This window comes from Streptomyces sp. AJS327, from assembly GCF_013450295.1.
GTDB lineage: Bacteria > Actinomycetota > Actinomycetes > Streptomycetales > Streptomycetaceae > Streptomyces.
The window spans coordinates 2,476,080-2,488,771 of record NZ_SKBR01000001.1; the positions used below are offsets into that span (position 1 = coordinate 2,476,080).

The following is a 12,692-nucleotide window of genomic DNA, read 5'->3' on the forward strand; positions in this document are numbered from 1 at the left end:
GTCCCTCACATCTCCCCGAAGACCGGACGGCAGATGTCGTCGATCGCCCGCGTCAGCCGCGCGAGATCCGCGTGGTCCGCCGTCCACCCGTGCAGATGACCCAGGCGCGCGCCCGCGCCCTCCCGCCAGGAGGCCGCGCTCCCGGCACCGGGACGCGGGTCGACGAGGTCGACCCCCGGCAGCGCGCGCAGCCGCTCCAGCTCCGCCGCCCCCACCCGCCCGTCGGCGCCACCGGACGGTCCGGCCCGTGGCAGCAGCGCGTACTGGTACGCCACCCCGTCGAACCGGGGGGTGTCGCGCACCGGCAGCCCCAGCGCCAGCCGCACGGCCGCCGCCACGAGGTCCACGCCGGAGCCGCGGCGCACGATGGCGCCGATCAGGCCGCCCAGGCGGCCGTTGACCTCGATCAGGCGGGGCCCGTCCCGGGTGAGCTTCAGCTCCGTGTGGACGACCCCGTCGCGGACGCCCAGCGCCGCGATCGCCGCCTCGGCCAGCGCCCGCGCGCGGGCGGCCAGCGCCGGGTCCAGCGTGTGCGGGACGAACGAGCCGCGCTCCCGGAACGGCCGGACGAGCGGGAACTTCCCCGCCACACAGAGCGGATGGCACACCCCCTCGTGGACGGCGGTCTCGACCGAGACGTAGTCCCCCCACTCCCGCCCCGCCCCCGCCGCGTCTCCCGCGAGGAACCCCTCCACCAGCAGGTCCGTCCCGGGCGCCGCCGCGAAGAACTCCGCGGCGGCCGCGCGCGCCTCGGCTGCGCCGTCGACCCGGCGCACGAGGCGGCTCCCCGTGCCGCGGCGCGGCTTGAGCACGGCGGGCAGGCCCACCGCGCCGAGCGCCCCGGGCAGTTCGCCGGGCGTCCGCGCCACCGCGAAGGGCGGGCCGTCCAGACCGGCGGCCGCCAGCGACCGGCGCTGCTCCAGTTTGTCGACGAGCCTCCGGGTCACCTCAGGGGAGTGCCAGTGCCGGAGGCCGAGCGTGGCGGCGAGCGCCGCCGTGGCCTCCATCCGGTGCTCGCTGAACGTCAGCAGCCCGCCGGGCGCGAACGCGGCGACGGCGGCCGCGGCCCGGTCCTCGCCGAGACCGGTCACCTCGCACAGGGCGAACCGCTTCCGCAGCACCGGCAGCAGCCGCCGGACGTGCTCCGAGGCCGCGTCGACGACGAGGAACAGCTCGGCCCCGCAGGTCCGCGCGGCGGCCGCCAGCTCCGCCGGGCCAGCCGCCCCCAGGTCGTAGACGACGCCGACGGCTTGGCGCGCACCGGCCGCGCGCGCTGCGCCGTCCCTCACCGCGGCTCGTCCCGCACGGACCAGAAGCGCTCCGCGGTGATGTGGAGCAGTTCGGAGGGCACCCCCCGCTCGGCGGCCAGTTCCCGGAGCAGCGCCTCCTGCCGCAGCTGCTCGGCCTCCGGGTCGTACCAGCAGCCGGTGAGGTGCTTGAGCCAGGGCTCGATGCCCAGCGCGTAGACGAAGATCCGGCGCGCGCCCAGCCGTCCGGCGAGCCGGTCGGCCGGACCGGCGAAGGAGCCCCTGAGCCCCCGCTCCACGCTGTGCTCCCGGGCGAGGGGTTCGTCGAGCAGCGGGCCGTACAGCCAGCTCATCGGGGCGCCGACGCACTCCAGCCCGATGAACAGCGCGTCGACCCGGCCGATGTCGGCGGCCACCAGGTCGTAGAGCGTCGGATCCACGGGCGAGGTGTCGGTGGCGAACAGGAAGCCGCGCCCGCCCAGGCGCACCAGCGGCACCATCTTCGCCCGGATGTCCAGCTCGCCGTGCTCGCCGAGGAAGGGCAGGGCCGTGACGCGGGCCGGGCCCAGCTCGATCGACCGCAGGTCGGCCAGCTCCACCACGTTCTCGAAGCCGTGGTGCTCCAGCAGCGCGCGCAGGCCGATGTCGGCCAGGCTGCCTCCGGAGGACTGCGGCACCACGAACACGCCGACGCGGCGGCGGAGTTGCAGCAGAGTCTCCAGGGAGAAGTGGTCGGAGTGGCCGTGGCTGAGCACCACGACGTCGACCGTCTCGGGCAGGTCGGCGATGGAGTAGTGCGCCTCGAAGCCGTCGCCGTCGTATCCGAGGGTCGGGTCCGTCAGGACGGTGAAGCCGCCGAAGTCGAGCAGCACCGAGGCGTGGCCGAAGTAGCGCACGCGCACCTCGCCGGTGAGGTTCGGCTCGTAACGCCGAGGGGGCCGTTCGGTGAACATGCGGCGGAAGCCCGCCCGCTGGTCCTCGGCCACGCCGAGGCGCCCGGCCAGGTCGTCCACGTCGACCGGGGTCAGGCGCGCGGCGAACAGCTCGTCGAGCAGTTCGGAGGCGAACGGAACCGCCAGGTCGACGCGGCCGGGCCCGGGCAGTACCGGCGAGCTGTAGACGAACGGCTGTGCCGGGTCGTGCCGTTCGAGCAGGGAGACGGTCTCGGCCTCCGGCTGCGCCGCGGGCGTCCGGTACAGCAGGCTCTCGAAGAACCGGAGGGAGGCGTGGTTCCCCGTGTCGTAGACCAGTTCGCTGACGCCGCGCAGCGAAGGGGGCAGCTTCTCGTAGAGCGGGCTGAGCGCGCGGCCGTCCGCGTGCTCGGCGAGGGTGCGCCGCGTCGTCTCGATGTCCTCGGCCAGGCGGACGCGCGGCTCCGCCTCGCGCAGCGTGCGGTCGAGCAGCTCCGCCACGGCCTCCGGCCCCGCGGCGCCGGGGTCCACGTACGGGGCGCCGAACATCCGCGGGTGGGCCAGCGCGCGGGCGTGCTTCTCCGGCGCCTCGACGTAGCTGCGCAGCGCGGGCAGGTGGCGCTTCACCAGGTTCAGCCCACCGGTGTGTGGGGCGGCCACGAAGGGGACGGCGTACCAGCGGTGGATCAGTGGCTGAACCACCGTCGTCGGCGAGAGATATCCACGCATCCAGGAACCTCGGTCTAGTCGAACGTGCGGTACGGGGTTCGGTGACGGGTCAGGGTGTGCCGTTCTCCGCGAGCCGGAGCGCGCCGGTGAGGAACGCCGCCTCGGTCGCGACGAGGTGCCGGACGGTGTCCGGCCGCCGCAGCGCGTGCCCCTCCTCGGGGTAGACCACCAGATCGACGGGCACACCGTGGTCGCGCAGGCCGTCGCGGAGCCGCTCGGCCTGCTCAAGCGGCACGACCGGGTCGCGGGCGCCGTGGAACACGAGCGTCGCCGCCGTCCAGGAGCCGAGGCCGCGCAGCGGGGAGCGCGCCGCGTACTCCTCCCGTTCGGCGGGCCAGGGTCCGATGAGGCCGTCGAGATAGCGGGACTCCATCCGGTGGGTGCGGTCCGGGATCGCCGCGGGGTCGGTGACCCCGGCGTAGCTGACCACCGCGGCGAACCCGCCGCCGGCCGCCGCCGCGTTCAGCGCCGTGAGCCCACCCGAGCTGCGTCCCCGGACGGCCAGCCGGCGCGGGTCGGCGAGGCCCTCGGCCACCAGGTGCCGGGCGGCGTTCACGCAGTCCGCCGCGTCGAGGATCCCCCACCGGCCCCGGAGCCGCTCGCGGTAGGCCCGCCCGTGCCCGGCGCTGCCCCCGTAGTTGACCTCGGCCACCGCGTACCCCCGGCTCGTCCAGTACTGGACGTGCGGGGTGAGCGCGGCCACGGCCACCACGGTCGGACCGCCGTGGCAGGACAGGAGCAGCGGCGGCGGCACCCCCTCCGGGCCGCCGCACTCCGGGTTGCGTGGCGGGTAGTAGAGACCGAGGACGCGCTGCCCGTCCGATTCGAACGCGAACCGCCGCGCCTCGCTGATCCACTCCGGGCCGGGCGGGTCCGGCTGACCGGACCGTAACTCCACGGGGGGCGCGCCGTCGGCGGGCAGCCGGACGACCGCCGCCGCGCGGCGGCCCGAGGCGGCCACCGCGACCGCCTCGCCGCCGCCGGTGGCGAGCGCGTCCACGACGTCGCGGCCGAGCGGAAGTCGCCGGAACGCGCCGTCCCGCCCGATCACGGCGACCGCGTCCTCGCCGCGCGCCCGGTACGCGGCCACGATCCCACCGTCGTCCAGGAAGCCGTAGGTGGTCAGCCCACAGCACCAGTCCGGCCTGCCGAACTCGGCCGCCATCGGCGCCGGGGAGGTGTCCGCGCCGTCCGCGCGCAGGTTCCACCAGCCGGAGCGGTCGTCCACGAAGTACAGCCGTCCGTCGGGCGCGTAACACGGCTGGGTCACCGACACCCCGGGCGCCGCCGCCACCACGCGCCGGGAGGTGACGGCCCCGGCGCCGTCGAGCCGCAGCTCCAGCAGGACCGACTCGTCCCACGGCATGTGCGGGTGGTTCCAGGCGGTGAACGCGATCCGCCGCTCCGACGGGTGGACGGCCGGGGCACCGTGGAAGTCGTGCGCGGCGGCGAGCACCCGGGGCGGCCCGGAGCCGTCGGCGGGCACCGCCACGACCTCGTGTGCCGCGTCCCGTCCCGCCCCACGCTCGCGCACCGCGAAGACCAGGCGGCCGTCGTGCGCCAGCCGTGGCGCGCCGTAGCGGACCGGCTCGCCGTCCGCCTCCGTGAGCGCCACCGGCGCGTTCCGCGGACCGAACGGGTCGAGGCGGTGAAGCCCCTGGTCCGCGGCGTCCACGTAGTACACCGTCCCGCCGCGCGCGGTGTACGGGGCGGCCCCGTAGCCACCGACCTCCGAGCGCACCCCGGACCGTACGACGACCGGCTCCCGCTCCTCGTCGGCGAGGGCCATCAGCCGCGGGGCGCCCGGATCGGTGTGATCCGTCTCCACCCAGAACGTGCGTCCACCGTCGCGGCCGGGAAAGCCGAGTTCCCGGAGGCCGTTGACCAGATCATCCACTCCGACCACCGAGGGCCACGTGCCGTACGGAGCAATACGCCGCTTCTTCATGTGCGACCTCCGGAACTCCCGTGATACGCAAAGGAAACGGGCTGAAGGCTTCGACCGCGGGCAGGAGCGCATTCGTTTCCGGTCGAGCTGCCCCCGTGAGCCGGGAAAAACGTGCCGTGTGGCGCGTGCCCCGCACTCACTCCACGTCACACCGATCAACTCGCACTTTCCCACACCGCCGCCGAGTGTCACAAGTACATGTCAAGAAGATCGGCGGTGGTCAGCTGTGATCGATGAAAGGGAGCGGTACTGGTGATGCCCAGTCAACTCACTGGATATTCCCGTGAGTTCTGCCTATTGAGGCCACTGTCTCCGCCTTGACGCCTCCAACGGCGCTGGATAGATTCGCGGTTCTGCCATCCTTGATGGCCGCGCGCCCGTGTCACCGGGGACATCGTTCCGATTTTCCGGAAGGGAGCCAGGCTTGTCCGCCACCGCTGACCGTCCGCTCATCGGCGTCGAAGCACAGCGCGTATTCCTCGATCTCCGCGACCACACCGCCGCCTTTGACCTGGCGCGGGAAGTCATCCCACTCACCTATGAGTTGCACGCTGGCCCGGCCGCCGGGCAGTTGATGTCCAAAGGACTCGCGCGACTTCGCGAATGCTCCACGACCGGGGAAGTCGACGCGGTCTTCGCGGAATCCCGCGAAGAATGGGAAGCGGCTGGTCACGGCGCGAAACTGTCCGCGGACAAGGAAGGCACCTGGCGCCGGACCCAGGTCATCAGCGGACTGGACTCCGCGACCGGACACGTCGTCGACGTCGGCAACCCGAACAACGGATTCGGCGGTTGCCTGCTGCGTCGCAACCCCGGGGTCCGGCACGTCACCGGAGTCGACCACCGGACCGATCCCGACGTACTCCTCGGTGACCGGCTGCACTTCGCCCACCAGAACGACCCCAGCCGGATCCCGCTCGCGGACGCGAGCGCCGACGTCGTGGCCTTCCGGGTGGCGCTGCACCACATGACCAAGCCCGTCCAGGAGGCGCTGCTCACCGAGGCCGCGCGCGTGGTGCGGCCCGGTGGGGAGATCCTCCTCGTGGAGGACTCCTGGGCGGACACCCCGGGTTTCACGGACAACGCGCTGACCATGCGGTTCCGCGCGCTCGACGAGGCCGACAAGATCGCCGCGCTGTCCCTGTTCGACGTGTCGTCCTGCCTGATGAAGTACGAGAAGGTCGCCTACCCGATGTCCTACCGGTCGGCGGACGAGTGGGGGGAACTCCTCAGCGCCGCCGGTGCCGCCTCGATCGACACCGCGTACTGGGGCTTCTCGATGTTCACGGTCTACGCCCCTCCGCTGGCCGTCATCCGGGCGACGATGGCCTGAATCCCCCGGCGCGCGGCTGCCGGTGGCGCCGGACCGCCACCGGGACCGGCCGCCCGTGACTCCGGTCCGTGACCGCCCGTCCCCCGCTTCGTCCGCGCCACGCGCCGCGATTCCCCGCACCGGGACGAGGACCGGGACCGGTCCCGGAGACCGCCCGCGCGGCCGCGCCGTCCGTCGTGCGCGCGCCCGTCGTCCGCGCCTCCCGGCATCTGCCGACCCCGTACCGGAAGGAACGGTTCGTGCTCGAAACGGAGCTGATGAGCTACCTGCGCCAGCGGCTGCCCGCGTACATGGTTCCCTCCGCGATCGTCCCGCTCGACGCCCTGCCGCAGACGCCCAACCACAAGGTGGACCTCAACGCGCTGCCCGCCGCCGAGCAGCGGCCCGGCCCGCGGCACGGCGCGCCGCGCGACGGCCTGGAACGCGAACTGGCGGACCTCTGGGCGAGGTTGCTCAACCGCGACGAGGTCGGCGTCCACGAGGACGTCTTCGACCTGGACGCCAACTCGATGCACGTGATGCGGCTGGTCGCCCACGTGCGGACGGCGTACGGCACCGCGCTCCCCGCCGAGGACGTCTTCGAGTACCCGACGGTGGCGCTGCTCGCCGCGCGGCTGCGCGAGGCGATGGACGCGGAGGACGGTGGCGCGTGACGGCACCCACGGAACTCTCGTACGAGCAGCGGCGGATCTGGCGGGAGGAGACCCGGCGGCGGGACCCGGCCGCCCACCACCTCACCGCGTCCTACGAGTTGACGGGACCCCTCGAACCGGCGGTCCTCGCCCGCGCCGCCCGCGCCGTCGCCGCCCGGCACGAACTCCTGCGCACCGCCTTCCACGACGGCGACGGCCAGCCGCACGGAACAGCGCACGAGACGGCGCCACCCCTGCTGCGGGTGGTCCCGGTGGCGTCCGCCGAGGAGTGCGCGGAGCTGGCCGAGGCCGAGGCACGCGCCCGGTTCGACCTGGCCACACCGCCGTTGGCGCGCCTGACCCTGTGCGCCGTCAACGCCGGCCACCACGTGCTCACTGTCGTGCTGCACCGCCTCGTCGCCGACGAGGCGGCCCTGGACGTCCTGCTCGACGAGCTCGCGGACGCCTACCTCGCCCTGCGCGACGGTGACGACTGGCGGCGCCCCGAGCCGCCCACCCCCTACCGGCGGCACGTCGAACGGGAGCGGGCGGCCGCGGCCGACGGCTCCTGGGAGGAGGACCTCGCCTACTGGCGGAACCACCTGCGCGACGCCCCGGAGACGTGCGACCTGCCCGGCGGCGGCCCGCGCCCGGGAGCACCGCCCCGGACCCCGCGCCCCGCGCGGGCGGCGCTCACCTCCGAGGAGGCGGAGGCGCTGCGCGCCATCGCCCACCGGCACCGGGTGGCCCCGGCGGCGGTCCCCCTCGCCGCGTGGGTGGCGACGCTCAGCCGGTACGGTGGTGCGCGGGACATCCTGGTCGCCGTCCCCGTCCCGGGCCGGGACAGCCCCGAACACGCGGGCGTGATCGGCCCGTTCGCGGACGTGGTGGTACTCCGGACACGGCCGCGGCCGGAGATGACCTTCGGCGAGCTGGTCGCCCACGTGGAGGACGAGCGGCTGGCCGCGCTCGCCCACCGCCGTCCTCCGTCCGCCGCGGTCACCGCGGACCTCGCCGCCGACGGGACCGCCCCCTCCTCGCCCCACCAACTGCTCTTCGACTGCGGCGACTCACCGCCACCGGCGTTCGCCCGCGTCCCCGGAGTGCGCTGCCAGCGCCTGCCGGCGACCACCGCCGCCCCCCGCGCCGACCTCGAACTGGCCGTCACCGGGGCCGGGACGGACCACCCGGTCGAGCTGACCCTGGCGGCCGGAGCGGACAGCCACCTGGAGGAGACCACCACGCTCCTCCTCGACCACACCGTCACCCTGCTCCGGCACGCACTGGCCGCGCCCACCACACCGGCCGGTCAGCTCAGCCTGATCACCGAGGAGCGGCGCCGGGAGCTGGTCACGCGGTGCGCGCCCCCGCCCACCCCGCTGCCGGAGGTGCGGAGCGTGCTGGAGCTGGTGATCGAGACGATCGCCCGGCGTCCCGACGCGCCCGCCCTGCGCGCCGGCCGGCGCGAACTCACCTTCGCGCAGGTCGGCGCGCGGGCCGCCCGGCTGGCCGAGCGGCTGGCGCGCCACGGGGTGACCGCCGGCGGCGTCGTCGCCCTCCACCTGGACCGCTCGATCGAGCTGCCGATCGCGATGCTGGCGAGCTGGCAGCTCGGCGCCGCGTACGTGCCGGTCGATCCGGCGTACCCGCGCCGCAGGGTCGAGTTCGTGCTGCACGACGCCCGGGCACAGGCGGTCGTCACCGGATCGGCCGCCCCCGACGAGGCCTTCGCGGCCCTCGGGGTGCCCGTGGTCGTGGTCGACCCGGCCGTCGGCGAGAGAGCCGACGGCGACCCGGCGGAGAGCCCGCGGCTGACCGCCCGGGACGAGGGCGGCGGGGAGGATCCGGCGTACGTCCTCTACACGTCCGGCTCCACCGGCGAACCCAAGGGCGCCCGCGTGCCGCACCGCGCGCTGGCGAACCTCCTGCTCTCCATGGCGCGGCGGCCCGGTGTGACCAGCGGGGACGTCATCCTCGGACTGACCAGCCCCTCCTTCGACATGTCCGTGCCGGAGCTGCTGCTGCCCTTCACCACCGGCGCGCGGATGGTCGTCGCCTCGACCGTGGACGCCCGCGATCCGCGGCGCCTGCTCGACCTGGTCCTGGCAGAGGGCGTCACCGTGATGCAGGCGACGCCGGTGACCTGGGGCGCGTTCCTCGCCCTCGCTCCGGACACTCTCCGCCTCCGCCTGGCGACCTGCGCCGGAGAGGCGCTCACCCGCCAACTGGCCGACGGGATCCGCGAGAGAGCGGACGAGGTCTGGAACATGTACGGCACCACCGAGACCACCGTCTACTCGCTGATCGCCCCCGTGCGCCCGGAGGAGGAGGACCCGGCCGTCCCCGTCGGACGCCCCGTCGACAACACCTCGGCCTGGGTGCTCGACGCGGGCCTCCGGCCCCAGCCCCCCGGAGTCGTCGGGGAGCTGTACCTCGGCGGCGCCGGCCTGGCGCTGGACTACCACGGCCGTCCCGACCTCACCGGCCAGCGCTTCGTGACCGGCCCTCCGGAGACCGGCGGCGAACGCCTCTACCGCACGGGAGACCTGGTCCGGATGCGCCCCGACGGCGTCTTCGACTTCGTCGGCCGTACCGACACCCAGACCAAGATCCGGGGCCACCGGATCGAGGTCGACGAGATCGCGACCCTGCTGCGCCGCCACCCCCGGGTGCGGGACGCCGTGGTGGTCGTGCGGGACGACGGGGCGGGCAACCGCCGGCTGGTGGCCTACGTGGTACCCGCCGGGGACTGACGCCCGGCCCGGGAGGCGCGCTCCCGCCGCGCCCTCTCACGGACCTGCCGGAAGAGGAGGGGCGGGAGACGTTGCCGGAATAGGCATTTCCCGCGCGGCTCCCCGCCTTTCCGTGGTATTCGCCGGATCACCGAGTGAGCTGACGCGTACTCGTCGAAGTAGCCGTCGCACGGTTTTTCCCTCCGGGGATCACCAACTTCCCGACGTAATTCGGCGGCGTGGTGCATCATGGCTTCCCCGTGTCCCGGGCGGGACCGTTCTCCAGCCCGTCCGCCGCCCGAATCGCCGTGGTGGCGGCCGTGTTGGAGAGTGTGCTCCGTGCCCCGAGGAGTTCACCCGAAGCGGGGCCCGGGACGCGGTACGCGCCGGGGCAGCCAGTGGAATTTCCCATACCTGAGGTATTCACGATGACTTCGCACGGCGATGTGACGGACGAGTACAACCGGCGTGCCGGAACCGACCCCCAACTGCGCGGCTGTGTACGGGATCTCGACATGACCGAATCCGCCGCCTACTACGCGGACGCCGGTATCGCGCGGCCGATGTTCGCGCCACTGCGTGAGATCCGGAACCTCACCGACGACATCAGGGCGACCATCGCGGTCATGGACGACCTGCCGAACCGCTGTTTCGGTGGAAGTCTGGAGAGCTACCTGAGCGCCCAGGGCTATGACGACGAACTCCTTTCGGCGATGCTCGCCGGAATCGTGGGGTCGGGAACTCCCGCCGGACCGTGGAACTCCGCCGCCGACATCGGCCACGGCCGCGCCGACGTGTTCCGCGGCCCGGACGGCTGTCGCGTGCTGGAACTCAACATGGGCAGCGCGCTCGGCGGCCGTCTGACGACGACGCTGAACAGCGCCCTGCTGAGGTCGCCCGTCTTCCGCGGGTTCGCGGAGGAGTTCGGGCTCAGCTGGATCGACCCGGTCCGGGTCCTCGTGGACGACCTGCTGGCCGTCGGCCGCACCACGATCGGGACGGACGCGCCGGTGGTCGCCATCGTCGACGAGTCGGGCACCGACGACAGCTGCGTGCGGCTGATGCCGGAACTCCGCGCCCGCGGGGTGAACGCCCTCCACGGCGAGTTCGGCGAACTCGACGTCGTCGGCGGCAAGGGCAGGCTCCGGGGAGAGCCCGTCGATATCGTGCTGCGCTTCTTCTTCGTACGCCACATCCCGCACGAGCCGGGCGGCATGGACACGCTGCGGGCGCTGACCGAGGCGCACCGGGCCGGCCGCACCGCGCTGTTCACCCCGTTCGACCCGGAGATCCACGGCGGCAAGGCCGCGCTCGGCCTGCTCTTCGAGCCGGAGGTGCGCGCGCGACTGGCCGCGGCCGAGATCGCCCGCGTCGACCGGATCATCCCGTGGACCCGGCTGGTCGGCCCGGGGTTCCCCACCGTCGAACCCGCCGCCCGAGCCGAGTTGCTGGAGGAGTGCCGCGCCCGGCGGACGGACCTCGTGCTCAAACCGGCGAACCTGTACGCCAGCCAGGGCGTCGTCTTCGGCGACGAGGTCGGCGACGCCGAGTGGCGGGCCCTGCTCGCCACGCCGCCGCGCCCCGACTACGTGGTGCAGGAGCGCGTGCGCCCGCGCGCGGAGGCGGTGATCGACCCCAAGACGGCCGAGCCGGAGGACTGGACCGTGCTGTGGCAGGTCTTCTTCGGCCCCGCCGGATACGGCGGCTCCTCCGTGCGGGGCCGCCCCCGGTCGCAGCCGGGTGCCGTGGGCGGCAACGACGTCACCCGCACCGGGTGTGCCTTCGTCCACTGAGCCGCCGCCCTCGTGAACCAGCCACCGCTCACGGTCCGGTGCCCGGCCGACCCGCGCTCCGGTCCTCCGAGAGGATCATGATGAACCTGCCACCGGGCATGTCGCCCGTCGTCCTCCTGCGTTCCACCTTCAGCGGGGTCTCCACCGGCCTGTACCTGACCGGCAGCGCGGTGTTCTTCACCGAGTACATCGGCCTCTCGCCACGGCTGGTCGGCCTCGGTATCTCGATCGCCTGGCTCATCAGCACCGCGACGATGATGCCGTTCGGCATGCTGGCCGACCGGTTCGGCGGGCGGCGGATCTGGCTGATCGGCACCTCGGCCAGCGCACTGGTCTTCTGCCTGTACCCGCTGGCGCACGCCTACTGGCAGTTCCAGCTGATCATCGCCCTGGAACTGCTGGTCAGCGGCCTCGGAAGCGCGGGCTCCGGACGTTACTTCGGTGACCTGTTCCCCGAGGGCCACCGGGCGCGTGGACGCGCCTACCTCCGCGTCACCTCGAACATCGGCATGGCCGTGGGCGCGGCCATCGCCGGTGTGGCCATCTCCCTCGACTCCCGCCCCGGCTACCTGGCCATCGTCCTCATCGCCGCCGGTGTCACGGCGCTCGACGCGATCCTCATCGCCTGGGCGGTGCCGCACGTCGACCGCCCGCACCAGCGGGTCGAGGGGGAGGCCCGCCGCAAGCCAGTCGCCATACGGGACCGGTCGTTCGTCGCGCTCGCCGTGCTGAACGGCGTGTTCAACCTCAACGGCCCGATGCTGTCGGTCCTCCTGCCACTGTGGATCCTGTCGCGGACCGACGCGCCGTCCTGGCTCGTCGCCGGGACGATGCTGATGAACATGGCGCTGTGCATCGTCTTCCAGATCCCCGCCAGCCGCGGTGTGGAGAGCCCCGGCAACGGGGCGCGCGCCTGGATGTGGGCCGGGGTCGCCCTGGTCGTCTCCAGCGTCGGTTTCGCCGCGTCCGGTACGACGCACGGGGTGGCCACCCTCGTCGCGCTGGCCGTCGGACTCGCCGCCCTCACCGCCGGGGAACTGCTCACCTCGGCGGGTACCTGGGCCATCCGCTACGGCCTGGCGCCCGAGAGTCGTCGCGGGGAGTACACCGCCGTGTTCGGGCTCGGCGGGCAGCTGAGCTGGATCGCCGGTCCGGCCGCCCTCTCGTTCCTGGTGATGTCCGGTGGCGCGGCCGGATGGCTCGTCCTGGCGGGGGTGTTCGTGGCCGCCGCCGTGGCCGCCCGCCCCCTGGTCGTCTGGGCGGAGCGCACTGATCGCGAGGACGGGGAGTTCGCCGCGGCGGTACCGGCGGCGCGCTCCGCGCGGCGCCGCTTCGGGCGCGCGCGGGGGCGGGCCGGAGGTGAGTGA

The 12,692-nt window shown here is 73.9% G+C and carries 8 protein-coding genes; 5 read left to right on the forward strand and 3 right to left on the reverse strand.

Annotated elements, in window-relative coordinates:
* Positions 1-5 precede the first annotated feature (5 nt).
* Genes E0L36_RS09890 through E0L36_RS09900 form a run of 3 tightly spaced genes read right to left on the reverse strand, consistent with a single transcriptional unit; the run spans position 6 to position 4,835 of the window.
* The gene (locus E0L36_RS09890) at positions 6-1,289 is read right to left on the reverse strand and encodes an acetyl-CoA carboxylase biotin carboxylase subunit family protein (RefSeq protein WP_180928440.1); all 1,284 of its coding nucleotides are present in this window, start codon (positions 1,287-1,289) and stop codon (positions 6-8) included.
* Complete coding sequence (locus E0L36_RS09895) at positions 1,286-2,887, reverse strand: MBL fold metallo-hydrolase (protein WP_180928441.1); 1,602 nt, start codon at positions 2,885-2,887, stop codon at positions 1,286-1,288. The genes E0L36_RS09890 and E0L36_RS09895 overlap by 4 nt, the downstream gene beginning before the upstream one ends.
* A 49-nt stretch (positions 2,888-2,936) precedes the next feature.
* A complete protein-coding gene (locus E0L36_RS09900; protein ID WP_258015944.1) occupies positions 2,937-4,835 on the reverse strand; it encodes a prolyl oligopeptidase family serine peptidase in 1,899 nt (632 codons plus the stop codon).
* Between the two features lie 424 nt (positions 4,836-5,259).
* Between E0L36_RS09900 and E0L36_RS09905 the strand changes: the two genes are divergently transcribed.
* From E0L36_RS09905 to E0L36_RS09925, 5 genes are all read left to right on the forward strand, one after another.
* Positions 5,260-6,168 (forward strand): class I SAM-dependent methyltransferase, encoded by a 909-nt coding sequence (locus tag E0L36_RS09905; protein WP_180928442.1) that lies wholly within the window; start codon positions 5,260-5,262, stop codon positions 6,166-6,168.
* A gap of 239 nt (positions 6,169-6,407) precedes the next feature.
* Positions 6,408-6,821 (forward strand): phosphopantetheine-binding protein, encoded by a 414-nt coding sequence (locus E0L36_RS09910; protein WP_219636145.1) that lies wholly within the window; start codon positions 6,408-6,410, stop codon positions 6,819-6,821.
* Positions 6,818-9,553, forward strand: a complete 2,736-nt coding sequence (locus E0L36_RS28255; protein ID WP_180928443.1) for an amino acid adenylation domain-containing protein — start codon at positions 6,818-6,820, stop codon at positions 9,551-9,553. Before E0L36_RS09910 ends, E0L36_RS28255 begins: the two co-directional genes overlap by 4 nt.
* Before the next feature lie 407 nt (positions 9,554-9,960).
* The gene (locus E0L36_RS09920) at positions 9,961-11,325 is read left to right on the forward strand and encodes a hypothetical protein (protein WP_180928444.1); all 1,365 of its coding nucleotides are present in this window, start codon (positions 9,961-9,963) and stop codon (positions 11,323-11,325) included.
* 80 nt (positions 11,326-11,405) lie between these two features.
* Positions 11,406-12,692: an MFS transporter gene (locus E0L36_RS09925; RefSeq protein WP_258015945.1), complete on the forward strand. Its 1,287-nt coding sequence runs from the start codon at positions 11,406-11,408 to the stop codon at positions 12,690-12,692.

Excerpts from the sequence above, each read along its gene's own strand:
- E0L36_RS09900 (WP_258015944.1), bottom strand. The coding sequence starts at position 4,835 with ATGAAGAAGCGGCGTATTGCTCCGTACGGCACGTGGCCCTCGGTGGTC.
- E0L36_RS09925 (WP_258015945.1), top strand. The coding sequence starts at position 11,406 with ATGAACCTGCCACCGGGCATGTCGCCCGTCGTCCTCCTGCGTTCCACC.
- E0L36_RS09920 (WP_180928444.1), top strand. The coding sequence starts at position 9,961 with ATGACTTCGCACGGCGATGTGACGGACGAGTACAACCGGCGTGCCGGA.
- E0L36_RS09895 (WP_180928441.1), bottom strand. The coding sequence starts at position 2,887 with ATGCGTGGATATCTCTCGCCGACGACGGTGGTTCAGCCACTGATCCAC.